Here is a 24,370-nt window from a genome sequence, read left to right as displayed (position 1 = left end):
TTCATTGAATGTTTGTATTCTTTGCATGAACATGGTATTTTTTTTATTTGAGAGCATGATAAAATAGAGTAGACAAGACAATTTAGTTTACGGCTGAATTGAAGGAGGAAGAGCTTTGAAAAGAATTGGTGTTCTTACAAGTGGTGGGGATTCTCCAGGCATGAACGCAGCAATTCGTGCGGTGGTACGAAAAGCGATTTATCATGATATAGAAGTGTACGGTATCTATTACGGATATGCTGGTTTGATTGCGGGTGACATTAAGAAGATGGAGCTTGGATCTGTAGGTGATATCATTCACCGTGGAGGTACGATGCTCTATACTGCAAGATGTGAAGAATTTAAAACGCTCGAAGGTCAGCAAAAAGGAATTGAACAGTTAAAGAAATTTGGGATTGAAGGTCTTGTGGTGATTGGTGGAGACGGTTCATTTAGAGGTGCTCAAAAGCTAACCGAACATGGCTTTCCAACCATTGGTGTACCTGGAACGATTGATAATGATATTCCGGGCACTGACTTTACAATCGGTTTTGATACGGCCTTAAATACGGTTATCGATGCCATTGATAAAATCCGAGACACAGCCACCTCACATGAGCGTACATACGTTATTGAGGTTATGGGTCGCCATGCGGGGGATCTTGCACTCTGGGCTGGTTTGGCAGATGGAGCAGAAACCATTTTAATTCCAGAAGCAGAGCATGATTTTGATGATATCATGTATAAGCTTAAGCGAGGACAAGAACGTGGCAAAAAGCACAGTATCATTATCATTGCTGAAGGTGTGGGAAGTGGCATTGATTTCGCACAGCGTTTGAGAGAAGAGACAAATACGGAAAACCGTGTGACCGTGCTTGGGCATATTCAGCGTGGCGGATCACCAACTGGTGCGGACCGAGTCCTTGCTAGTAGACTTGGAGCAAAGGCAGTTGATCTATTGCTTGAAGGGAAAGAAGGAGTAACGGTTGGTATACAGCAAAATAAACTTGTTTACCACGATATCAATGAGATTCTGGCAAATCAGCATACCATTGATTTAGATATGTACACTCTTTCGCAAGAACTATCTATTTAAAGGCAAGCATACAACAAACAGTAAGTACTATACTCAGGAGGAATTTATGCGTAAAACGAAGATCGTATGTACAATTGGACCAGCCAGTGAAACGGTTGACAAGTTGGTAAAATTAATTGAAGCAGGAATGAATGTAGCAAGATTAAACTTTTCACATGGTGATTTTGAAGAGCACGGTGCTAGGATCGAGAACATTCGAGAAGCTTCCAAGTTAACAGGCAAAACGGTTGCTATTCTATTAGATACTAAAGGTCCTGAAATTCGCACACAAACGCTTGAAGGCGGATCAGTGGAATTAAAGGCTGGACAAGAACTTATTGTCTCAATGAATGAAGTAGTTGGGAACAGCGAGAGAATCTCCATTACGTATTCTGGTCTTGTTAATGATGTAGAACCTGGTTCGGTTATTCTTCTGGATGACGGCCTGATTGGTCTAAAGGTAACAGAAGTAGGACGTGACGAAATTAAAACTACTGTTATGAACAATGGCTTATTAAAGAACAAAAAAGGCTGTAATGTACCTAACGTCAGCGTTGATCTACCAGGAATTACGGATAAGGATGCGGCAGACATTCGCTTTGGTATCGAACAAAATGTCGATTTTATTGCGGCTTCATTTGTACGTCGTGCGTCTGATGTTTTGGAAATCAGAGAGCTTTTAGAGAGAAATGATGCTCAGTCTATCGGCATTATCCCTAAGATTGAAAACCAAGAAGGCGTTGATAACATTGACGAGATTCTTGAAGTTTCAGACGGATTAATGGTTGCTCGTGGTGACTTAGGTGTAGAAATTCCGGCTGAAGAAGTGCCTTTAGTTCAAAAGATGCTAATTAAAAAATGTAATGCTGTGGCCAAGCCTGTTATTACAGCGACACAAATGCTTGATTCCATGCAGCGTAATCCTCGTCCAACTCGTGCGGAAGCCAGTGACGTAGCAAACGCCATTTTTGATGGAACGGATGCTATTATGCTTTCCGGTGAAACAGCAGCTGGAGACTATCCTGTAGAAGCTGTACAGACGATGCATAACATTGCTACTCGCACTGAACAAGCGCTAAATTACGAAGCCCTTCTACGTAACAAATCAAAAGAAGCAAAAGTTAGCATTACTAGCGCAGTGGGTCAATCCGTTGTGTACACTTCTGAAACGTTAAATGCAGCAGCCATCTTAACTGCAACAGAAAGTGGCTATACAGCACGAATTGCATCCAAGTTCCGTCCAAAGGCACCAATTTTGGCAGTAACGGGTAACGAGCGAGAGTATCGTAAGCTTAACCTTGTGTGGGGTGTTTATCCTTTATTAGGCTCAAGAGCCGGCACTACAGATGAGATGCTTGATTCTACTGTAGAGACTGCTAGACAATCTGGTCTTATTAATCAAGGGGATTTAGTTGTAATCTCTGCTGGTGTTCCGATCGGTGAACCAGGAACAACAAACTTAATGAAGGTTCATATCATTGGAGAAGTTGTAGCTAAAGGTCAAGGTATTGGTCGTCGTTCTGCATCAGGTAAGGTAGTTGTTGCTAGAAATGCAGAGGAAGCGAATCAAAAAATGGTAGAAGGTGCTGTGCTTATTACGTATAGCACAGATAAAGACATGATTCCTGCTTTTGAAAAGGCTGCAGCTGTTATTACTGAAGAGGGCGGATTAACCTCTCACGCAGCTGTTGTAGGATTGAATCTATCAACACCTGTGATTGTTGGTGTGGAAGCAGCCCTAGAGCTGTTTGTAGATGGTGAAGAAGTAACAGTAGACAGCGCACGCGGTGACATTTACAGAGGTCACGCAAGTGTACTATAATGGAATTGGAGAGGGAATTGATCCTTCTCCAGTTTTTTTTATCTCCACTTTTAGTAAAGGAGTATGCTTATGAAAAAAATAATGATTGCATTAGCAGTTGTGGTACCTGCTATTGAAATAGCTTTATTCTATTTGATCATTCAACTGATTGGTATTTGGGCTACGTTATTCCTGATGCTTGCCACCAGCGCGATTGGTTTAATTCTTGCCCGTAAGGAAGGGTTAAATGCTATTCGTCTATTTCGACTTCAATTGAGCAAAGGGGAGCCACCAACAGGCGTTGTATTAGATGGAATTTGTATTTTTATTGGTGGCATCCTATTATTACTACCTGGGTTTTTGACAGACCTTTTTGGCTTTGTATTATTTGTCCCCTTTACACGAACCATTGTGAAGGCACTTGTTATTAAGTGGATGCACCATTTATTTAAGAAAGGACAGTTTGTAGTTGTTTCAAGGAGATAGTCTGAGGGCAAAAAAAGTATAAAATCTTTACATTTACATGCAGGAATATGAGTAGAATCGACAGATATAGCAGAAAGAATTAAACTATGATATGATATTTATGAATTGCTAAGAGGAAAGTTGGGGTCTGTATTTGATTTCTCATGCCACCTTATTTATGTTGATTTTATTGGGGATTGCGGTCGTAGCGAGAAACCAATCGCTTATGGTGGCCGTTTTATTTTTGCTTATTGTCAAATGGACAGGACTTGGAGACAAATTGTTTCCCTTTTTTCAGCAGAAGGGTTTAAATATTGGAGTCACTGTTATTACCATTGCGGTTTTAACACCGATTGTAACAGGAGACATTGGATTTAGACACCTTGCTGAAGCTGCCAAATCTTCGTACGCCTGGATTGCACTTGGAGCTGGGGTATTAGTGGCATTAGTTGCTGCTAGTGGCGTTGATTTACTCCAAAATGATCCTCATATTACAGTTGCATTAGTGATTGGAACAATCATGGCTGTTGCTCTGTTTAATGGAGTTGCTGTCGGACCGTTGATCGGCGCAGGTGTTGCTTATTTGACAATGAAGGCTTTTTCTTTTTTTATGAACTTAGGAGGAGGCTAAACCATACCTTTTCCTTTCATAAGAAAATGATGGCGCTTTAATGAATAAAACCCAATTTAAATTCATGTTAATACAGGTAGTGGCTTTCAAATTAGTAATGATTTGCTTATAAAAGGGTATTAAGGAAAATACTTAACTGATTTAAGTTTTTAATGTAAAGGAGAGATTTGCATGACCAGTACGAAAGGTTTAGAAGGAATTGTTGCGACAACTTCCAGTGTTAGCTCAATAATTGATGACGTATTAACGTATCAAGGCTATGACATTAATGATTTGACTAAACATGCTAGTTTTGAAGAAGTTGTATACATTCTTTGGAATGGCAAGCTACCGAACAAAAGTCAATTAACCGATTTCTCCAACGAGCTTATGTCTTATGCTGAAGTACCACAGCAAGTGATTGATCAGCTTAAGTCACTTCCTCTTGATAAAGTTCATCCAATGGGTGTTCTTCGGACAGCAATTTCCACGCTAGGATTATTTGATGAAGACGCTGATAAGATGGATGAAGAAGCTAACCGTCTAAAAGCATTAAAAATCCAGGCACAGATACCAACCATTGTGACAGCGTTTTCGAGAATTCGCCAAGGCCAAGAGCCAGTGAAACCAAACAAAGAGTTAAGCTTTGCTGCGAACTTCTTATACATGCTGAAAGGTGAGCTTCCTGAGGATCTAGAAGTAACAGCATTTAATAAAGCGCTTGTCCTTCATGCTGATCATGAGTTAAATGCTTCTACCTTTACCGCTAGAGTATGTGTGGCCACGTTATCCGATGTTTATTCTGGAATGACAGCGGCAATAGGTGCTCTAAAGGGGCCACTTCATGGTGGAGCGAATGAGGCTGTTATGAAGATGCTTTCTGAAATTGGTGATGTAGATCACGTAGAATCTTATATTAAAAATGCCTTTGAGAAAAAAGAAAAGATTATGGGCTTTGGACATCGTGTCTACAAAAATGGAGACCCGCGTGCGAAGTTCTTGCGTGATATGTCTAAACAGCTAACAAGCACAACAGGTGAAACAAAGTGGTATGAGATCTCACTCCGTGTGGAAGAGCTTGTAAAACAAGAAAAAGGACTACTTCCAAATGTAGACTTTTATTCAGCAAGTGTATATCACAGCTTAGGAATTGAGCATGATTTATTTACGCCAATTTTTGCAATCAGTAGAACGTCAGGCTGGACTGCTCATATTCTTGAGCAATATGCAAATAATCGCCTTATTCGTCCAAGAGCTGAGTATGTAGGACCAGGAAAGCAAGAATACGTTGCAGTAGAACAACGCTAATTCAGGTATGACAGGAGGAGTTTCCTCCTAGTACATATATTTAAAAAAAATCGCCGATCATTCAGATTGGGCTAAATATTTTTGGGAGGTTGAGAAAGATGGCTAATGGAGAAATCATTAAAGTAAACAACGGTGTGTTGGATGTACCTAACGAACCAATTATTCCTTATATCGAAGGAGACGGTATTGGTCCAGATATCTGGGCAGCTGCTTCTCGTGTATTAGATGCTGCAGTAGAAAAAGCATACAATGGCGAAAAGAAAATTGTATGGAAAGAAATTCTTGCAGGGGAAAAAGCTTATAATGAAACTGGAAGCTGGTTACCTGAAGAAACTCTTGATGCGGTTCGTGAATACTTAATCGCAATTAAAGGACCATTAACGACTCCAGTTGGTGGCGGCATTCGCTCATTAAACGTTGCTCTTCGCCAAGAACTTGACCTATATACATGCCTTCGTCCAGTTCGTTACTTTGATGGTGTTCCATCACCAGTAAAACGTCCTGAAGAGGTAGACATGGTTATCTTCCGTGAGAACTCAGAAGATATCTATGCTGGAATCGAGTATCAAGAAGGTTCTGATGAAGTGAAGAAGCTTGTTGAATTCTTGAAAAACGAAATGGGAGCAAAGAAAATCCGTTTCCCTGAAACATCTGGAATTGGTATTAAGCCAGTTTCAAAAGAGGGTACAGAGCGTCTTGTGCGCTCAGCTATTGAATATGCTCTAACCGAAGGTCGTAAGAGCGTAACACTTGTTCATAAAGGTAATATCATGAAATATACTGAAGGTGCATTTAAAGCTTGGGGTTACGAGCTTGCTGAGCGTGAGTATGGCGATAAAGTATTCACATGGGCTCAATATGACAAGATTGTTGAAGCTGATGGTAGAGAAGCTGCTGATAAAGCACAATCTGAGGCAGAAGCTGCTGGCAAAATTGTTGTAAAAGACTCAATTGCTGATATCTTCCTACAACAAATTCTTACACGTCCAAAAGAGTTTGATGTTGTTGCAACAATGAACCTAAACGGTGATTACATTTCTGATGCTTTAGCTGCACAGGTTGGTGGAATTGGTATTGCTCCTGGAGCCAACATTAACTACGACACAGGACATGCTATTTTTGAAGCAACTCATGGTACTGCACCTAAATATGCAGGACTTGATAAGGTGAATCCATCTTCTGTTCTATTATCTGGAGAGCTTTTACTTCGTCACCTTAACTGGAATGAAGCAGCTGACCTGATTATGAATTCTATGGACAAAACGATTGGAAGTAAGGTAGTAACCTATGACTTCGCTCGTTTGATGGATGGCGCTACTGAGGTTTCTTGCTCAGGATTCGCTGATGAATTAATTAAAAACCTTTCATAATTCATAATGATCGATGATATTGATTGAAGGAGTGGACGTCAAATGGCTATAAAACGCAGAAAAATCTCAGTAGTTGGTGGAGGATTCACTGGAGCAACAACCGCATTAATGGTCGCACAAAAAGAGCTAGGTGACGTTGTTCTTGTTGATATTCCTGACATGGAAGGACCAACAAAAGGGAAAGCGTTAGATATGTTTGAAGCAACACCCGTTCAAGGCACAGATTCAAAGATTATTGGCACATCAAGCTATGAAGATACCAAGGATTCTGATGTCGTGGTGATTACAGCAGGTATTGCACGTAAGCCTGGAATGAGCCGAGATGATTTGGTTAGTACCAATGCCGGTATCATGAAATCTGTGACAAAAGAAGTTGTGAAACACTCTCCAAATTGTTATATCATCGTATTAACAAATCCAGCAGATGCTATGACATATACGGTTTACAAGGAATCTGGATTCCCGAAAAACCGTGTCATTGGTCAATCTGGAGTGCTTGATACGGCAAGGTTCCGTTCCTTTATTGCTGAAGAGCTTAACATATCAGTTGAAGATATTACTGGTTTTGTTCTTGGCGGTCATGGAGATGATATGGTACCACTTATTCGGTATTCAGCAGCAGGTGGAGTTCCACTTAGTAGCTTGATTTCCGAAGATAGAATTGGCGAAATTGTTGAGCGGACCCGCAAAGGCGGTGGCGAAATTGTAGGATTACTTGGGAACGGCAGTGCCTACTATGCCCCTGCAGCATCGTTAACTCAAATGGTTGAGGCCATTCTTAAGGATAAGAAGCGCGTCCTTCCAACAATCGCTTATCTTGAAGGCGAATATGGATACAATGATCTCTACCTTGGTGTACCGACCATTCTTGGTGGCGACGGCATTGAGAAAATCATTGAGCTAGACCTGACAGAAGACGAAAAAAGTCAGCTAGACAAATCCGTTGATTCCGTTCGAAATGTCATGGATGCTTTGCCAAAAGAATAATTACAAACAAAAGAGACGCCCAGTGCGTCTCTTTTTTAAAATCTAATTTATAGGGGCAATCTAAGTTGGAGCTTAATCTTCGCTCCCGGAATTGGCAGCACGTTTTCCGTGGGCGGGCGCTGAAAAAGTCATGTAAGAATGAGCTGAATGGCGCCGCTACAGGGGAACCCTACGCTTTCCGCGGGAACGGCCTCAGCCCTCGAAGTGGAAAACCACCACTTCAATGTCTTCAGACTCGTTCTGTTCCGCAGGAGTCTACGGGTTCCCCTTACGCTTAAATGAGTGTCAATATTTTGAATAAGTTTTCTACTAAAAAGATAAAAGACAAAATGGGTCTGCCAGGTTGTTCATTTAATAACAATCTTGGAAGTGTCCTGTATTTACTGAATAGATAGTAAGATTTCACATACATCCTTATCAAACAATTGTGGAGTATATCTTTCAATGGCTTGTTCTCTTAATTAGAAGATTATTTTGTTTTATCTCAGAAAAAATATTGCAACAATATTTACTTACTGCGACTGCCTCGCTAATATGATCAAGGAAGAAGACGTGTAAGTTTTATCAAAGAATTCATCAAAATGAGCCGATTTTGATGCAAATATCATAACGACATTCATCTTCTGGAATGATCTTGTGCTTAACTCCTTTATTTTAGATAAAAGAGATGATATGTCGCTCTGACTTCGCTACCGGGATGGCAGGCACGCTTTCCTAGGGAGGGCGATGAACTAAACTGGCTAACGCCAGTTCATTTCAGCCCTGCCCTTTATTCCCTTAGGAGTCGGCCTGCCATCCCGTCCGCTTAAATGAGAGGATATATTTCAAACTAGAAACTTTAAAGTAAAAGTATAAGCAAGATGTTAGTACGATGCACAAGGTCTATCGTAATCACATTTTACTGAATAGGAACTAATATCTCACACAAATGATTATCAATCATTTGTTGAGTATATCTTTCTATAATAGGTTGTTCTTTTATTAGAAGATTATTTCGTTTTATCTGAGAAAAGACATTGCTCCAAAATTCATTGACTGCTTCTTTTGTATGGTCAAGTAAGAAGACTGCATATGTCCCACCCGACAATTCACCAATATGAGCAGGTTTTGGCACTTTGCTTTCATTTTCTATAAGCACACAAACATCATACCGACATTTGTCTTCTGGAGTGATCTCAGGGTTATCTTTCGGTATACCTAAAATGGTAGAATGACTCGATACGTCATTTGATTCTAACCACTTCTTAAAAGACTCCATTGACTTATATTGCGCCCTGCCACCATACTTCCCAATACTCCTAAAATAAGCAATCCTTGAATTCGGTAACTCTTCAATAGTTATTTTCATGTTTCACTCCTCCTTTACTGAAAAATATAATTTGTTATAAAATGTTTTTCAAGTAAAATTTTAAAATTAATTTGACTTTGTCCTGAATCTATTTCAATGTATTTTTCTTTTTATATCTCAATATTAATTCATTTGTTTTAGACAAATAGATTTTGTACACCTCTACTAGCGGACGAAATTGGCGGCCGACTCCTGTGGGAGGAAAGGGCAGAGTTGAAATACACTGGCGTCAAGCCAGTTTAGTTCAACGCCCGCCCACGGAAAGCGTGCCGCCAATTTCGGGAGCGAAGCCGAAGCACCTCTCAAAAGTTATATGACATGCTCATATAACTAGCAGTAAGTATCCTATAAAAAGAAAAACACTTTCTCAGCGTGCCACCAATTCTGGGAGCGAAGCCAAAGCTCTCACCTCATTCTCATCCTGAAAATCTTTTTACAAGTTCAGGCGGCTTTTTTGTTATACTACAAGTAAATAGAGAAAAAAGACCGTTCAATCTAATTGTTAGGAGTGTAGACTAGCCTCTATGGTAAAACGACTATTGGTAGTAGACGATGAAGAGTCAATCGTAACCCTGCTTCAATTTAATCTGGAGCAAGCGGGGTATGAAGTAGAAACAGCAAGTGACGGTGCACAAGGCTTAGAACTTGCCCGTCAGAACAAATACGATTTAATTGTGCTCGATCTCATGCTACCGGAGATGGACGGTATAGATGTATGTAAGCAGCTTCGACTAAGTAAGGTTCATACACCCATCCTCATGCTGACAGCAAAGGATGATGAATTCGATAAGGTGTTAGGGCTGGAGCTTGGAGCTGACGACTATATGACAAAACCATTTAGTCCAAGAGAAGTCGTGGCAAGGGTAAGAGCGATTTTACGTCGCGCTGCACAAACAGGACTAAGTGCACAATCACCTGAGGAAGCGACAGAGTTAATACGAATTGGGGAAGTTGATATCTTTCCTGAAAATTATGAAGTCACCTGCCGAGATCAATCTTTATCACTGACTCCTAAAGAATTTGAGCTTCTATTATATCTTGCTAATCATAAAGGTAGAGTATTAACAAGAGACCAGCTGCTTAACGCCGTTTGGGATTATGAGTTTGTAGGGGATACTCGAATCGTAGATGTTCATATTAGTCACTTACGAGAAAAGATTGAACCGAATACAAAGAAACCGGTTTATATTAAAACAATAAGAGGACTGGGTTATAAGATGGAAGAGCCGTTGTTAGATGCATAAGCTTCGCTTTCGTTTTATTTTTATTATCACCATTATTACATTCCTTGTGATGTCTGGGTTGGGGTTTGCAATTGGTCACTGGTATAAGGACTTTCACTTAAAAACCGTAAGTGAAAGACTTGAAAGTGAGGCAAGGCTAGGATCCTATATGGCTCAGGAGCTATTTTCTGATCCCAACCGTACATCCCAGGACATGGATGATTTATCACACATCATTAGTGAGCGGATTTTAGCTAGGGTCACGATTTTAGACACAGAGGGACAGGTCTTAGGAGAATCTGCTGAAACAGATCAGCCGCTTGATAACCACTTAGACAGACCAGAAATTAGAGGATCAAACACGGACGGTTATGAGATACGTTATAGTGAAACTCTTGGGCAAGAGCTGTTATACTTTGCTGTGCCTATTGTGGATGAGAATGATGAAATGGTTGGTTATTTTCGTTTAGGGTTACCTATGACTAATTTCCAGGCAGTAGATCGCACCATTTGGATGATCATTGGCGCTAGTTTCTTTCTTGCTATTGTCATTATTGCTTTATTGGTTATTCGAGTAACTAATGAAATGATGCGACCGATTGATGAAGCAGTTAAAGTAGCCAAAAGGCTGGCTAAAGGGGATTATTCTGCTAGAACCTTTGAGAATAGACATGCAGAAATAGGACAACTAAGCCGTTCATTAAACATGCTTGCTTATAATCTCGATTATATATCTAAACGTCACCAAGCTCAGCAGGAACGAATGGAGACGCTAATTGAAAACATGGGGAGTGGTCTACTCCTTATTAATGTTCGCGGAGATATATCTGTTATGAACAAAGCGAGTCGTATGATCTTTCAGGTGGGGGAAGATTCGTGGTTAAATCGCTTATACCATGATGTAATGGAAGAATCTGCGCTCATTCATTTTATCCAATCTGTATTTATAACAGAAACCAAACAGCGAAATCAGCTTTCTCTGGGTGATGCCTATATGCCGCGAATCTATGATGTATATGGTGCACCCGTCCTTGATGTTACTGGAAAAATTAGAGGTATGACGCTTGTGTTACATGACATTACCGAACAAAAAAAGCTTGAGCAGGTACGAAAGGATTTTGTGGCTAATGTGTCACACGAGCTTAAAACACCTATCACATCGATTAAGGGCTTCTCAGAAACCTTGCTAGATGGAGCCATGGATGAAGAGAAGCTGCGAGAGAAGTTTCTTAAGATTATTCTAAAGGAAAGCGAACGACTCCAGAGCTTAATCCATGATTTATTGGAGCTTTCTAAAATTGAGCGTTCACATTTTCAGGTGCATGTAACGGATATGTCACTTTATCAAGTAGCAGAAGAGGTTATTACAATGCTTAAGGATAAAGCTGACAGTAAGGGGATAGAGCTTACACTTAATGAAGACGGAAACTCGATGATGGCGGGGGATCCGGAGCGTATGAAACAAATCCTCATTAATATCATAAACAATGCCGTTACGTATACACCAGCAGATGGTGAGATTCGTGTTCAAGTCAAAGGTACAAGCTCAACCGTTGAGTTAAGTGTAGCAGATACGGGTATTGGGATAGAAGAAAATGAGATCCCAAGACTATTTGAGCGTTTCTACCGAATCGATCGTGCAAGAAGTCGTAACTCTGGTGGGACTGGCTTGGGGCTTGCAATTGTAAAGCATCTGGCTGAGGCTCACCACGCAAGTATTCATGTTGCAAGTCGCCCGGGTGAGGGTACAACTTTTACGTTAGTTTTTCCAAAGGAACAGCCGGAAGAGGTTTATTAATCTTTACAAAACATTTACAAGGGCTTTATGACCGTTTTACAGCTTATCCTTATACTCAATAAGTGAACGGTCTACCAAGAATGATAAATCCAGTCCCATCTAACCCTGACTGGACTTATTGTTCACCCCCTTGACGGACGAAAGCTCCCCCTTATGCTTTCGTCCTTTTTTTGTGCGCATTTTTTCTATTTAAGTACGCCTATGGTACAATTAATGCAAGCAATGAAAGAGAAATGAGGCGAATCTTAGATGAAGAAATTAATCTTAATAGACGGAAACAGTATAGCTTACAGAGCTTTTTTTGCTTTGCCTCTGCTATCGAACGATAAAGGAATTTACACGAACGCAGTCTATGGTTTTACAACCATGCTCTTGAAAATCCTAGAGGATGACAAGCCGACTCATTTACTTGTGGCCTTTGATGCAGGGAAGTCAACTTTTAGACATAAAACGTACTCCGAATATAAAGGAACGAGGCAAAAGACACCACCCGAGCTTTCAGAACAGCTCCCTTTTATTCGTGAGTTGCTTGATTCTTACGGCATCAAACGATATGAAGCAAAAGAATATGAAGCAGATGATATTATCGGCACATTAGCTGCACGGGCGGAGCAGGATGGCTGGCAAGTAAAAGTCATTTCTGGAGATAAGGATTTGCTACAGCTTGTTACGGACAAAGTAGAAGTGTACTTAACGAGAAAAGGTATCACCAATATGGATCATTATGACTTGAAGGCAATCGATGAGAAATATGGTATTTCAGCCGAACAGATTATTGATCTAAAGGGGTTAATGGGCGATAGCTCGGATAATATTCCAGGTGTTCCTGGTATTGGTGAAAAGACGGCATTAAAGCTATTAAAGGAATATGGCACAGTGGAAAAGGTGCTCGATTCTGTTGACAGTATTTCTGGTAAGAAGATGAAGGAACGTTTGATTGAGAATCGAGAGCAGGCGATAATCAGTAAAAAGCTTGCAACAATTTTTAAAGAAGTTCCTGTGGATGTGAAGTTAGAGGATCTTGCATTTGGAGATTACGACGTTCAAAAGGTATCCTCCTTCTTTAAGGATTTAGATTTCACCTCATTACTCAATCGTCTTCCAGATGAAGAGGGTAATACCCAAACAGAGGAATTAAGCAAGATCGATGTGACCATCGTTGATGAGATTCAAGATGAACACATTGTGAGCCCAACAGCTTTTGTAGCAGAAGTATTAGGTGAACATTATCATCACGCGCCAATTGAAGGCTTTGCGCTCTCTAATGAAAATGGAACGTTTTTTGTGCCAACAGAGATTGCTGTTCAATCTGAACGTTTTGTTGAATGGGCGAAGGATGAAACAAAAAAGAAATGGGTCTTTGATGCGAAACGAACGGTTGTTGCTTTAGGATGGCAGGATATTGTTCTTGAAGGGGTAGAATTTGATTTGTTAATTGCTTCTTACCTGCTTGACCCATCGGTTTCATCCCACCAAATGAGTGAAATCGCTAGACGAAAAGGACTATCTATTGTTGAAGAGGACGAAGCTGTGTATGGCAAAGGTGCTAAGCAGCGTATTCCTGATGAGGAGCAGTTAAGCGATCACCTTGGAAGAAAAGCAGCGGCAGTCTATTCGTTAAAAGCCGACATAGAAAAAGAATTAGAGAAGAACGATCAATCCTCCCTTTTCTTTGAGCTGGAAATGCCCTTATCCATTGTACTTGGACGTATGGAAACAGCAGGTATCAAGGTGGACAAGCAGCAATTAGAGCAAATGGGAGAAGACTTGTCGAACCGCTTAAAAGACTTAGAGAAAACGATTCATGAAAAGGCAGAGACGGAGTTTAATATCAACTCTCCAAAGCAGCTTGGCGAAGTTCTTTTTGAAAAAATGGGACTGCCTCCAGTGAAAAAAACGAAAACCGGTTATTCGACGTCTGCGGATGTTCTTGAAAAGCTAGCAGGAAAACATGAAATTATTGAGCACATTCTTCTCTACCGCCAGCTTGGTAAGCTCTACTCAACATATATTGAAGGGTTGCTAAAGGTTGTTGAAGAGAGCACGGGTCGTATCCATACTCGCTATAATCAGGCGTTAACACAAACGGGAAGACTAAGTTCAACCGATCCAAACCTACAAAATATCCCGATTCGTCTAGAGGAAGGTAGAAAGATACGTAAAGCATTTATTCCTTCTGAAGAGAAATGGTCGATTTTAGCGGCGGATTACTCCCAAATTGAGCTGCGGGTGCTTGCACATATTTCAGAGGATGATGGGCTGATGGAAGCCTTCAAAAATGATATGGATATCCACACAAAAACAGCGATGGATGTTTTCCATGTGAAGGAATCAGAAGTGACCTCTAACATGCGTAGAAGCTCTAAAGCCGTTAACTTTGGCATCGTTTATGGTATTAGTGATTACGGTTTGTCACAGAGCTTGGATATTACAAGGAAAGAAGCAGCAGAATTTATTGAACGGTATCTAGAAAGCTATCCAAAGGTCAAGGACTATATGCATGATGTAGTTGAAAAGGCGAGAGAGGATGGGTATGTCTCAACATTATTACAGCGCAGACGCTACCTACCAGAGCTTACGAGCCGTAACTTTAATTTAAGAAGCTTTGCTGAGCGGACGGCCATGAATACACCAATTCAAGGAACCGCTGCGGATATTATCAAAAAAGCGATGATTGATATGGCTGATCGTTTAGAAACAGAGAACTTAAAGAGCAGAATGCTGCTCTCAGTGCACGATGAACTAATTTTTGAAGTGCCTGAGGATGAGTTGGACCTCATGCAAAAGCTAGTACCTGAGGTTATGGAAGCTGCCATTGAACTAAACGTCCCACTGAAAGCGGATGTTTCCGTAGGGGAAACGTGGTACGAAGCGAAATAGATCAAGGAAAAGGATGCGGAACAAGTTATGCCAGAATTACCAGAGGTAGAAACTGTAAGACGAACACTTGAAGCTTTAATTATAGGAAAAACAATTGATGCCGTTGAGATTGCTTGGCCAAATATTATTAAACGACCGGATGATACAAAACAGTTTGAAGCAGAATTAAAAGGACAAACCATTCATTCTATGCAAAGAAGAGGAAAATTCCTACTCTTTGAATTGAATGATATCGTGTTAGTCTCGCATTTGCGTATGGAAGGACGGTATGGTGTCTATAAAAATGAAGATGCCCCTGTGCCTCATACACATGTTATTTTTTCTTTTACAGATGGGATGGAACTGCGCTATCAGGATGTAAGGAAATTTGGCACGATGCATATTTTTGAAAAAGGTATGGAAGAGACTATGATGCCACTATCCCAGTTAGGTGTCGAGCCTTTTTCGGAGCAATTCACTTTAAATTTATTGCAAGAAGCGGCTAATCGAACAACGCGAAAAATCAAACCGTTCCTACTTGATCAGAAAACGGTTGTAGGTCTAGGTAATATTTACGTAGATGAGGCGTTGTTTCGAGCGGGAATACATCCTGAACGACTAGCCAAGTCTCTTACAAAAAATGAATTCAAGCTGTTACATGAAAAGATTGTCCAAACTCTTTCACAAGCTGTAGAGATGGGCGGAAGCTCAGTCAAGTCATACGTTAACGGTCAAGGCGAAATGGGGATGTTCCAACAAACTCTTGAGGTATATGGGCGAAAGAACGAACCATGTAAGCACTGTGAAGATGTGATTGTACGCACGGTTGTTGGTGGTAGAGGCACACACTTTTGCCCAACCTGTCAGAACTAGGCAGAGGTACATGAGATAAGCTCCTTTCATATGATGAGTTGAATGTTTATGGAGGGAGCTGGGTTCGGACATGGCTGGCTTACTGACACTACTTGTTTTGGCATTTGCCCTTAGCTTGGATAGCTACGGTGTTGGAGTAACCTATGGGTTAAGAAAGGTGAAGATCCCCTTTCTGTCTCTGATGTTAATTGCCTGTTGTTCTGGTGTATCTATTTTAGTTGCCATGCTAGTTGGAAAAACCATCTTTACTTATCTGCCAGTAGAGTGGGCAGAAGCAACAGGTGCGTTCTTACTTATATTTATAGGATTATTTACGCTATGGCAGGTATACGCCCCTGCTAAAAAAACACCTAAACCTGTACGAAAACGAAAAGAGAATCAGTTCAACTTTCAATTAAGGATCTTTGGATTTGTTATTCATGTATTACGTGAACCATTAAAGGCCGATATCGATGATTCAGGATCAATAACCGGCAGAGAAGCTGTTCTTCTTGGTGCTGCTCTGTCACTAGATGCTTTTGGAGCGGGAGTAGGGGCAGCTTTACTTGGTTACGCCCCATGGTTACTTTCTGTATGTGTAGCATTAATGAGTGGTTTGTTTCTCATGCTTGGTATGAAAAGTGGCTTTCGTTTTTCCCATATTCCTTGGGTGAACCGTCTTTCTTTTTTGCCCGGTGTGATTTTAATTATGTTAGGAATATGGAGATTTTAAAGAAGTGTAGGAGGAAGTTATGATCATTGGATTAACTGGAGGCATTGCAACGGGTAAATCTACGGTCGCTGAAATGTTAAAAGAATTCGGTCTTCCGGTTGTAGATGCTGACTTCATTGCTAAGGAGGTTATGCAGCCAGAAGGGGCAGCTTTTGATGAAGTGATCTCGGAGTTTGGCAGTGATATTGTTCAAGAGGATGGCACTATCAATCGTGCGCTGCTTGGACAGCGCATTTTTTCAAATGAAGAGGAGCGTCTTAAGCTGAATGCCATTGTTCACCCTAAGGTTCGAAAGGAAATGCGTCGCGCTGCTGTTTCCTATACAGCAGAGGGGCATGCGCACGTTGTTTTAGATATACCCCTTCTCTATGAGAGCAATCTATTTCATATGGTGGACAGAGTGTTGCTGATATATGTTAGCCCAGCCGTTCAACTTCAACGTCTGATAAAAAGAGATCAGAGTGGAGAAGAGCAAGCGAGAGCACGAATCGCAGCTCAAATACCGATAGATGAAAAGGAATCCAGAGCAGATGGCGTCATCTCAAACGATGGAACAAAAGCAGAAACCAGACAAGAGCTTGAGCAGCTTCTCTCCCAATGGAATATCCTAAAAAAACCGTGAATTAAACCAATTTGGTTTAATTCACGGTTTTTTTGTTGAAAATATAAACTTATATATTTATATGTGTTATACTTATTATGCTGAATAAGGATAATAAGTATAACACTTTGAGAGGCGGGATTGATTATGAAACCTAAAGTAGCGATTAATGGATTTGGTCGAATAGGTAGAATGGTATTTAGAAAAGCCATAGTAGAAAATCAAGTAAGCATCGTTGCAATTAACGCATCGTATCCAGTAGATACTCTTGCTCACCTCATAAAGTATGATAGTATTCATGGGAAATTTACTGCTCCAGTAGAAGTCATCAATGGAAAGCTATTCGTAGATAACAAAGAAATTCTCTTATATCAAGAACGCGATCCAAAAGCATTACCTTGGAATCAACTGCAAATCGATGTGGTTATTGAAGCAACAGGGAAATTTAAATCAAAAGAAACGGCCGGATATCATTTACAGGCTGGAGCTAAAAAGGTCATCATTACTGCCCCTGGCAAGGACGAGGATGTAACGATTGTTATGGGAGTCAATGAGCATGACTACAATGCAGATTCTCATCACATTATTTCAAATGCATCATGCACCACAAATTGTCTAGCCCCAGTAGCTAAGGTTCTTGATCAGCAATTTGGAATTGAAAGCGGTATGATGACCACAGTTCATTCGTATACTAATGATCAAAAAAATATAGACAACCCTCATAAAGATCTCAGACGTGCAAGGGCTTGTGGTGAATCCATTATTCCAACGTCAACCGGAGCGGCAAAAGCCATATCTAAAGTACTTCCACAGCTTGAAGGAAGGCTTCATGGCATGGCCTTAAGAGTTCCAACGCCAAATGTCTCACTTGTTGATCTCGTAGTTCAGTTAAAAAAAGAAGTAACCGCTGAAGAAGTGAACCAAGCATTTAAGCAAGCTGGTCAAGCAGAAATGTCAGGCATTCTTGGCTATACAGACGAACCATTAGTCTCCATTGATTTTAACGGTGAAGAGCAATCATCAGTTATTGATGGATTATCAACAAGCGTACTTGGCAATCACCAGGTTAAAGTATTGGCATGGTATGACAACGAGTGGGGCTACTCATGCCGCGTAGTAGACTTAATGAATTATGTAGCAGATCGATTAAGAAACGAAGTAGCAGTTTAACTATATTAAAGCTGAGGCAGATATCGGGAAAGAGCAGCAGATATCGGGAAAGAGCAGTAGATATCGGGAAAGAAGTAGGACCTGAAATAGAGGTACTCAACATCTTTCGCTTTACATTGTATAAGTTTTGTCACAAAGCTGAAGCTGCACAGAAATGTGTAGCTTTTTGTCATTTTTATGATGAAAAAATAAGCTGTATCACTCGCATTCTATTGCATTGACTTCAAAAACCAAGTATACTAGTTTTCGTGAGCTCTGATGGAGTAAACAAAGTGGGATCTCTACACAGAAAGGGTTAGGACCTCATCGGACTAACTTTCCCCCGTGTGTATAGATAGCACTGCATGCTTGGAAGGGCATGATTATTAATAAAGGGGGATTCAACTTATGGACACAATGGGTCGGCATGTTATTGCAGAACTATGGGGTTGTAATGTAGAAAAGTTGAATAATATGGATTTAATTGAACAGGTTTTTGTTGATGCCGCACTTAAAGCGGGAGCTGAAGTAAGAGAAGTGGCATTCCACAAGTTTGCGCCTCATGGGGTAAGTGGAGTGGTTATTATCTCAGAATCACATTTGACGATTCACAGCTTTCCTGAGCACGGCTATGCGAGTATAGATGTGTACACCTGTGGAGATTTAGATCCGCATCTGGCTTCTAATTACATTGCTAAAGAGCTTCATTCAACTTCTAGTGAAGTGATCGAAGTCCCAAGAGGTATGGGGCCAGTTAAGCCTGAAAAAGTGGCTGTAGAAACTAATCAGTAATCAAATGTATTAAGAAAGCGAATATGTCTTTAGGCACATTCGCTTTTTTAGATAAATATATGATAACGCTTACTAATAGAATGAAAAAAGGGGGTAGTGCAATGGGCTTTAAAGAAACATGGCATTTTCTAACAAGAAATCATGCTGAAACTGGTGAAGAACATACTATTGAAGCACTTAGAACTCGATATTATAAGGGCAATAAAGAAAAAGTAATAGACGCTGTGGAGGCTGTTGTCAAAGAAGAGGGATACAAGCTGAAACGAACTGAACCCGATCGTGGGGAAATTATTATTGAACAAGGGTCTGGAGCAAAATTTCTGCTGGTTGCATCTGTAATTACAGTTAGACCTTTTAAAACGGCCGTTGATTTTTCCTGCTCGCACAGTACGGTACTTCCTTCAGATTTCGGCAAAAGTCGTAAAAAATTGATTCATATGTACAATAAACTAGATAAGCACTTAACTTATATTGGATCTGGTATGGGAAAAGAACTTCTTTAATCGCTTGTCAGCACTCGCTTTTTTCTATATATTTATATAGTAGGTAGAATGACTTGTATGAAGGTTGGAGATGATTACATGCGTTGTCCAGCATGCCATTACAATGGTACCAGAGTGCTTGATTCAAGACCAAGTGATGAAGCTCGTTCAATTCGGCGAAGAAGAGAATGCGAGTCTTGTGGAAACCGATTTACAACCTTTGAGATGGTAGAAGAGGTCCCTCTTATTGTGGTCAAAAAAGACGGTACAAGGCAGGAATTCAGCCGCGAGAAGATACTAAGAGGATTAATTCGTGCGTGTGAAAAGCGTCCCGTTCCCCTTGAAACCCTGGAGAATCTAGTTAATAATGTAGAGAGAGATTTAAGAGGAACCGGCAAAAATGAGATGCTCAGCCGTGACGTGGGTGAGCAAGTGATGGAAAGACTTGCTGAAGTGGACGACGTTGCGTACGTTCGATTTGCTTCTGTTTACAGACAATTTAAAGATATAAATGTATTTATTAAGGAATTGACAGACCTTATGAACAGGCCTGAATAGGAGCTTAAGCGCGTAGCGTTATTAAGCTCCTATTTACTCTTTTATACGATACATTCACTTAAGATTTAAAGGGGGGCTCTAAGTTGAGCTGGCATTGGAGAGAGCTACTTCCTGTGGATAGGTATACCGTACGGACATCTGACTATTTAACAGATATGGATCAAAAGGTGTTGATCTTATTATATCAGCCTTTAATTGGTACTGTCGCAAATGGTCTTTATCATACATTATGGGCTCATATGGAGAAGGATCAATGGTCCAGTTCCGAGCAAACTCACCGTCATTTAATGCTTATGACGGAGCTTTCATTGGCTCAAATATTTGAGGAAAGAAAGAAGCTTGAAGGAATAGGACTCCTGAAGAGCTATAAACGTAAACAAGAATCCGAAACGCTTTACCTTTATGAACTACAGCCACCCATGACACCTAAGCAATTTTTTGAAAATGATGTACTAAGTGTTTACCTTTTTAATCGATTAGGAAAAACACAGTATCGTGAGTTAAGAGATCGTTTTTCCGTAGATACGGTTCCTTTATCGGAGTTTACAGAATTAACGTATTCGTTTGATGAGGTTTACACCTCCCTCCATCATTCAGAAATGGTTTCAAACCTTAAATCAGAAACAGGGGAAGCATTAACGGAGGGGAAGGACAAAACGATCCTCTCGCGCAAGAATCAGCAGGGCTTCTATTTTGAAGACTTTGATTTTGATTTAATGAAAAATTCACTTTCCAGCTTTGTTGTGCCAGAACAAGCATTGACAGAGGAAGCAGAGGAAACCATTATTCGTCTAGCATTTGTCTACCGAATTGAACCGATTGAGATGAGTAAGATTGTATCTCAGGCTGTGCTGCATGATGATAAGGTAGATCTCAGCCTACTGAGGAAAAAAGCCCAAGACTGGTATCGTTTAGAGTATGGGTCAACTCCGCCGCGACTGGGATTGCGTACGCAACCAGCTCAGCATCGCTCAGTGAATGCAAAAGAAGCATTAACAGATGAAGAGAAAACCATTCAATTTTATGAAAATACTCCACCTTTACGATTGTTGGAATTAAGGTCTGAAGGCGCTCAAATTGCTACTGCCGATGCTAAAATTGTAGAGAGCCTTATTCTTGATTATCAGATGCTGCCTGGAGTCGTAAATGTGTTACTTGATTATGTGCTATGGCAGTATGATATGAAGCTGTCTAAACCGTTAATTGATAAAATCGCCGGACATTGGACAAGAAAAAAGGTCAGATTAGTTCCTGATGCAATGAAACTAGCTTTAAAGGAACAACAGAATAAGCTTGAAGCGAAACAAAATCCTTCATATGGTCAGAATCAAAAGCAGCAGGGGAAACGAAATCAAAAACGAGACAAGCTGCCTAAGTGGTTAGTCGAAGAGAAACAAGCACAAGGATCCGCCGCAGCAACAATTGAGGACACCGGGACGGATGATCAAGACCAAAAGCAAAGCTTTGAAGAAATGCTAGCAGAGCTTAGACGTACAAAGCAACAGAAAGGGGGTAGCTAATAGATGGAGCGTATTAATTCTTCACTCTCGGCATGGCAAGGGAACGAGGATTTGCAGCAGCGTTTGAACCAAACGAAGCAGTCGTTGCTTAAAAGTCCTCACATCGCTCAATTTTTAAGGGAGCAAGATCAGGTAACAGATGAAATGATTACTTCAGGTATGACTAAGCTCTATGAATACAAAAAAGAACGAGAGAATTGTGACAACTGTCCGGGCCTAAAACGCTGCCCCAACTTAATGCAAGGGTACCAGCCAGAGCTCTATGTGGAACGAAATCACATTGAAATCAGTTATCATGCATGCAGTTTAAAAGTGAAAGAAGAGAAACAGAAGCAAGAGCAGAAGCTAATCCGTTCTTTATATATACCAAAAGACATTCTTGCAGCGAGCTTTGACCAGGTAGAGGCGGATTCAGAACGTATGCAAGCCAGTAAAGTCGCTCTTCAATTTGCCATGAATGCCAAGCCTGGAGAGGACGGCATGGGGCTATATTTTTACGGGAAGTTTGGTGTGGGCAAAACCTATTTAATGGGTGCGGTTGCTAATGAGTTAAAAGTACGTGGAATTGAGACATTTATAATCTATACTCCAGATTTCTTTAGGGAAATGCGTCAGGCCATTGGTGACGGTTCTTTTCAAGATAAGCTAGAAGCAGTGAAAAAAGCTGAAGTGCTCATTTTGGATGACATTGGCGCCGAAACTACATCGGGCTGGACGAGAGATGATGTACTGGGTACGATCCTGCAGCATCGTATGCTCGAGAAGCTACCTACGTTGTTTACCTCGAACTACGATTACGATGAACTGGAGCGCCATTTGTCATACTCTGATAAGGGCGGAACAGAAGAATTAAAAGCCTTACGTATTATGGAGCGAATCAAGCATCAAACAAAATCGGTATTAATTAAGGGGGAGAATAGACGGGGCAGGTAGCTCACGTCGTCTCTCCTTTTTCAGTTGCCGTATTGGAAGTTTCTATCTTTCTATGATACGATGAAAATATCCTTGGAATGATGATGGGGGTTACATCAAATGAGTGTGGATGAGATACTTGAACGCGCAGTGAATGGAGAACGAATTTCCATGGCTGACGCTGTAACATTATATGAAAGTGATGACTTAGAGAAGCTTGGAAGAGCCGCAGATACTATTATGAAAAAGTGGCATCCGGAGCCAGTTACAACGTTTGTTATTGGACGCAATGTCAATTACACAAACTTCTGTGATACATACTGCAGTTTTTGTGCATTTTATCGCCCACCCAATTCAAAAGAAGGCTATGTATTGGATGATGAAGTAATCTATTCTAAGATCCAAGAAACACTTGATGTTGGTGGAACAGAAATTTTAATGCAAGGTGGAACCAATCCAAATCTGAAGCTTGATTATTATACGAATCTACTAAAAGGAATCAAAGAACGATTCCCAGATATCTGGATGCATTCCTTCTCTCCAGCTGAGATCTGGAAAATTGCCGAGGTGTCTGAGTTATCAGTTGAAGAAGTCCTTCGTGAGCTTCATAAGGCTGGCCTTGACAGTATGCCTGGTGGAGGCGCAGAAATTCTTACAGAGGAAACCAGATTGCGAGTTAGCCGCTTGAAGGTAACCTGGGAACAATGGATGGACGCGATGAAAGCAAGCAAAAAAGTCGGAATGTTTGGCTCAGCAACAATGGTTATTGGGTTTGGAGAATCCTTTGAAGAACGTGCCCTTCACTTGCAAAGAGTACGTGATGCACAGGATGAAACAGAGTGTTTTACTGCATTTATTTCTTGGTTGCTCCAACCAGAGAACACTGGTTTAAGACGCTTGAAGAAGCTGACAAAAGAAGACTACTTAAAAAATGTAGCGATCTCTCGTATCTTCTTGGATAACATCCCGAACTTCCAATCATCTTGGGTAACGATGGGACCAGAGGTCGGAAAGCAGTCTCTTCATTTTGGCTGTAATGACTTCGGCTCCACGATGATGGAAGAGAACGTAGTATCTGCAGCGAACACAACCCATAAGGTGAATACCAATTTAACCTTACGCTTAATCCGCGAAGCAGGAAAAATCCCTGCTCAACGCACAACTGGTTACGATATTGTTCGTGTGTTTGATGAAGAAGAGTCAGCAGAAAAAGATTTTATTATGCAGAATTAAAATTGGTAACCCCCTCGTCCTTCGGATGAGGGGGTTTTTCTTTGTGAGGGGCTTCGTGTGCCATTAGAGATGGAGCGCTTGGTAAAGTATGCGTTTGTCTTGGTAAAGAGAGTCGCAGTCTTGGTAAGGAGGTACGGCTCTTGGAAAGAATCTGTTCGTCTTGGTAAAGAGAGTCGCTGTCTTGGTAAGGAGGTACGGCTCTTGGAAAAGAATCTGTTCGTCTTGGTAAAGAGAGTCACGGTCTTGGTAAGGAGGCTAGGATCTTGGAAAAGCGCCTATTGGTCTTGGTAAAGAGTGTTACTGTCTTGGTAAGGAGGTCAGGCTCTTGGAAAAGCACCTATTGGTCTTGGTAAAGAGAGTCGCTGTCTTGGTAAGGAGGTCAGGCTCTTGGAAAAGCGCCTATTGGTCTTGGTAAAGAGAGTCACTGTCTTGGTAAGGAGGTCAGGATCTTGGAAAAGCACCCGTTGATCTTGGTAAAGAGTGTTACGGTCTTGGTAAGGAGGCCAGGCTCTTGAAAAAGCACCTATTGGTCTTAGTAAAGAGCAGTCCCGCCTTGGTAATGAGCAGCAGCATCTTGATAAAAAGCCTAGATTCCTCCAACTTCTAACTAAAACAAGCTCCCAAACCCGAGGTAAGCGCACCTTCAGTTTTTGGGAGCGATTCTGAAGCAACAACCCGCGAAATGCCAAAGATTCTGGCGTCTTTTATGAAGCAT

General features: G+C 40.9%; 21 protein-coding genes. 20 read left to right on the top strand and 1 reads right to left on the bottom strand.

Annotated features, from left to right (window positions below; genetic code table 11):
* The first annotated feature begins 115 nt into the window (after positions 1-115).
* From pfkA to mdh, 7 genes are all read left to right on the top strand, one after another.
* Positions 116-1,075, top strand: a complete 960-nt coding sequence (gene pfkA / locus FN960_RS00330; RefSeq protein WP_143846385.1) for a 6-phosphofructokinase — start codon at positions 116-118, stop codon at positions 1,073-1,075.
* 46 nt (positions 1,076-1,121) lie between these two features.
* Positions 1,122-2,876, top strand: coding sequence for a pyruvate kinase (gene pyk, locus FN960_RS00325; RefSeq protein ID WP_143846384.1), 1,755 nt, complete (start codon positions 1,122-1,124; stop codon positions 2,874-2,876).
* Positions 2,877-2,945: 69 nt separating this feature from the next.
* Positions 2,946-3,341: an FxsA family protein gene (locus tag FN960_RS00320; protein WP_185970843.1), complete on the top strand. Its 396-nt coding sequence runs from the start codon at positions 2,946-2,948 to the stop codon at positions 3,339-3,341.
* 133 nt (positions 3,342-3,474) lie between these two features.
* Complete coding sequence (locus tag FN960_RS00315; protein ID WP_143846382.1) at positions 3,475-3,951, top strand: DUF441 domain-containing protein; 477 nt, start codon at positions 3,475-3,477, stop codon at positions 3,949-3,951.
* Between the two features lie 171 nt (positions 3,952-4,122).
* Positions 4,123-5,238, top strand: a complete 1,116-nt coding sequence (gene citZ / locus FN960_RS00310) for a citrate synthase (RefSeq protein ID WP_143846381.1) — start codon at positions 4,123-4,125, stop codon at positions 5,236-5,238.
* Between the two features lie 98 nt (positions 5,239-5,336).
* Positions 5,337-6,608, top strand: coding sequence for an NADP-dependent isocitrate dehydrogenase (gene icd / locus FN960_RS00305; RefSeq protein ID WP_143846380.1), 1,272 nt, complete (start codon positions 5,337-5,339; stop codon positions 6,606-6,608).
* 42 nt (positions 6,609-6,650) lie between these two features.
* Positions 6,651-7,595 carry a malate dehydrogenase gene (gene mdh / locus FN960_RS00300; RefSeq protein ID WP_143846379.1) on the top strand — a complete coding sequence of 315 codons (945 nt, stop codon included), beginning with the start codon at positions 6,651-6,653 and terminating at the stop codon, positions 7,593-7,595.
* 898 nt (positions 7,596-8,493) lie between these two features.
* Here the strand turns inward: mdh and FN960_RS00295 are convergent.
* Positions 8,494-8,943, bottom strand: a complete 450-nt coding sequence (locus tag FN960_RS00295; protein WP_143846378.1) for an AraC family transcriptional regulator — start codon at positions 8,941-8,943, stop codon at positions 8,494-8,496.
* Between the two features lie 524 nt (positions 8,944-9,467).
* On the opposite strand from FN960_RS00295, the gene FN960_RS00290 reads away from it, so the two are divergent.
* From FN960_RS00290 to mqnC, 13 genes are all read left to right on the top strand, one after another.
* Positions 9,468-10,187 (top strand): response regulator transcription factor, encoded by a 720-nt coding sequence (locus FN960_RS00290; protein ID WP_143846377.1) that lies wholly within the window; start codon positions 9,468-9,470, stop codon positions 10,185-10,187.
* Positions 10,180-11,964: a two-component system histidine kinase PnpS gene (pnpS, locus tag FN960_RS00285; protein ID WP_143846376.1), complete on the top strand. Its 1,785-nt coding sequence runs from the start codon at positions 10,180-10,182 to the stop codon at positions 11,962-11,964. Before FN960_RS00290 ends, pnpS begins: the two co-directional genes overlap by 8 nt.
* A gap of 249 nt (positions 11,965-12,213) precedes the next feature.
* The gene (gene polA / locus FN960_RS00280; RefSeq protein WP_143846375.1) at positions 12,214-14,844 is read left to right on the top strand and encodes a DNA polymerase I; all 2,631 of its coding nucleotides are present in this window, start codon (positions 12,214-12,216) and stop codon (positions 14,842-14,844) included.
* A gap of 27 nt (positions 14,845-14,871) precedes the next feature.
* Positions 14,872-15,696, top strand: a complete 825-nt coding sequence (gene mutM / locus FN960_RS00275) for a DNA-formamidopyrimidine glycosylase (RefSeq protein ID WP_143846374.1) — start codon at positions 14,872-14,874, stop codon at positions 15,694-15,696.
* 70 nt (positions 15,697-15,766) lie between these two features.
* On the top strand, positions 15,767-16,408 hold the full coding sequence (gene ytaF, locus FN960_RS00270) for a sporulation membrane protein YtaF (protein ID WP_143846373.1): 642 nt from the start codon (positions 15,767-15,769) through the stop codon (positions 16,406-16,408).
* A gap of 19 nt (positions 16,409-16,427) precedes the next feature.
* Positions 16,428-17,030, top strand: a complete 603-nt coding sequence (gene coaE / locus FN960_RS00265; protein WP_143846372.1) for a dephospho-CoA kinase — start codon at positions 16,428-16,430, stop codon at positions 17,028-17,030.
* Between the two features lie 126 nt (positions 17,031-17,156).
* Positions 17,157-18,179: a glyceraldehyde-3-phosphate dehydrogenase gene (locus FN960_RS00260; RefSeq protein WP_143846371.1), complete on the top strand. Its 1,023-nt coding sequence runs from the start codon at positions 17,157-17,159 to the stop codon at positions 18,177-18,179.
* Positions 18,180-18,566: 387 nt separating this feature from the next.
* Positions 18,567-18,950: an adenosylmethionine decarboxylase gene (gene speD, locus FN960_RS00255; RefSeq protein ID WP_143846370.1), complete on the top strand. Its 384-nt coding sequence runs from the start codon at positions 18,567-18,569 to the stop codon at positions 18,948-18,950.
* 101 nt (positions 18,951-19,051) lie between these two features.
* Positions 19,052-19,453, top strand: coding sequence for a DUF1499 domain-containing protein (locus tag FN960_RS00250; protein ID WP_143846369.1), 402 nt, complete (start codon positions 19,052-19,054; stop codon positions 19,451-19,453).
* A gap of 78 nt (positions 19,454-19,531) precedes the next feature.
* A complete protein-coding gene (gene nrdR, locus FN960_RS00245; RefSeq protein WP_143846368.1) occupies positions 19,532-19,990 on the top strand; it encodes a transcriptional regulator NrdR in 459 nt (152 codons plus the stop codon).
* A gap of 83 nt (positions 19,991-20,073) precedes the next feature.
* Positions 20,074-21,510, top strand: a complete 1,437-nt coding sequence (locus FN960_RS00240; protein ID WP_143846367.1) for a replication initiation and membrane attachment family protein — start codon at positions 20,074-20,076, stop codon at positions 21,508-21,510.
* A gap of 3 nt (positions 21,511-21,513) precedes the next feature.
* Entirely contained in the window at positions 21,514-22,443 is a 930-nt protein-coding gene (dnaI, locus tag FN960_RS00235; RefSeq protein ID WP_143846366.1) for a primosomal protein DnaI, read from the top strand.
* 99 nt (positions 22,444-22,542) lie between these two features.
* Positions 22,543-23,655: a cyclic dehypoxanthinyl futalosine synthase gene (gene mqnC, locus FN960_RS00230; protein ID WP_143846365.1), complete on the top strand. Its 1,113-nt coding sequence runs from the start codon at positions 22,543-22,545 to the stop codon at positions 23,653-23,655.
* Positions 23,656-24,370: the final 715 nt, after the last annotated feature.

Source organism: Alkalicoccobacillus porphyridii, from assembly GCF_007293315.1.
Classification (GTDB): Bacteria; Bacillota; Bacilli; order Bacillales; family Bacillaceae_D; genus Alkalicoccobacillus; species Alkalicoccobacillus porphyridii.
This window is presented reverse-complemented; position numbering and strand designations above follow the sequence as displayed.

What these genes read in the sequence shown, in the direction of transcription:
- FN960_RS00320 (WP_185970843.1), top strand. Translation starts at nt 2,946, where the DNA reads ATGAAAAAAATAATGATTGCATTAGCAGTTGTGGTACCTGCTATTGAA.
- polA (WP_143846375.1), top strand. Translation starts at nt 12,214, where the DNA reads ATGAAGAAATTAATCTTAATAGACGGAAACAGTATAGCTTACAGAGCT.
- mqnC (WP_143846365.1), top strand. Translation starts at nt 22,543, where the DNA reads ATGAGTGTGGATGAGATACTTGAACGCGCAGTGAATGGAGAACGAATT.
- dnaI (WP_143846366.1), top strand. Translation starts at nt 21,514, where the DNA reads ATGGAGCGTATTAATTCTTCACTCTCGGCATGGCAAGGGAACGAGGAT.
- icd (WP_143846380.1), top strand. Translation starts at nt 5,337, where the DNA reads ATGGCTAATGGAGAAATCATTAAAGTAAACAACGGTGTGTTGGATGTA.
- mutM (WP_143846374.1), top strand. Translation starts at nt 14,872, where the DNA reads ATGCCAGAATTACCAGAGGTAGAAACTGTAAGACGAACACTTGAAGCT.
- FN960_RS00295 (WP_143846378.1), bottom strand. Translation starts at nt 8,943, where the DNA reads ATGAAAATAACTATTGAAGAGTTACCGAATTCAAGGATTGCTTATTTT.
- speD (WP_143846370.1), top strand. Translation starts at nt 18,567, where the DNA reads ATGGACACAATGGGTCGGCATGTTATTGCAGAACTATGGGGTTGTAAT.
- nrdR (WP_143846368.1), top strand. Translation starts at nt 19,532, where the DNA reads ATGCGTTGTCCAGCATGCCATTACAATGGTACCAGAGTGCTTGATTCA.
- pyk (WP_143846384.1), top strand. Translation starts at nt 1,122, where the DNA reads ATGCGTAAAACGAAGATCGTATGTACAATTGGACCAGCCAGTGAAACG.
- ytaF (WP_143846373.1), top strand. Translation starts at nt 15,767, where the DNA reads ATGGCTGGCTTACTGACACTACTTGTTTTGGCATTTGCCCTTAGCTTG.
- FN960_RS00290 (WP_143846377.1), top strand. Translation starts at nt 9,468, where the DNA reads ATGGTAAAACGACTATTGGTAGTAGACGATGAAGAGTCAATCGTAACC.
- FN960_RS00260 (WP_143846371.1), top strand. Translation starts at nt 17,157, where the DNA reads ATGAAACCTAAAGTAGCGATTAATGGATTTGGTCGAATAGGTAGAATG.
- mdh (WP_143846379.1), top strand. Translation starts at nt 6,651, where the DNA reads ATGGCTATAAAACGCAGAAAAATCTCAGTAGTTGGTGGAGGATTCACT.
- coaE (WP_143846372.1), top strand. Translation starts at nt 16,428, where the DNA reads ATGATCATTGGATTAACTGGAGGCATTGCAACGGGTAAATCTACGGTC.
- pnpS (WP_143846376.1), top strand. Translation starts at nt 10,180, where the DNA reads ATGCATAAGCTTCGCTTTCGTTTTATTTTTATTATCACCATTATTACA.
- citZ (WP_143846381.1), top strand. Translation starts at nt 4,123, where the DNA reads ATGACCAGTACGAAAGGTTTAGAAGGAATTGTTGCGACAACTTCCAGT.
- FN960_RS00250 (WP_143846369.1), top strand. Translation starts at nt 19,052, where the DNA reads ATGGGCTTTAAAGAAACATGGCATTTTCTAACAAGAAATCATGCTGAA.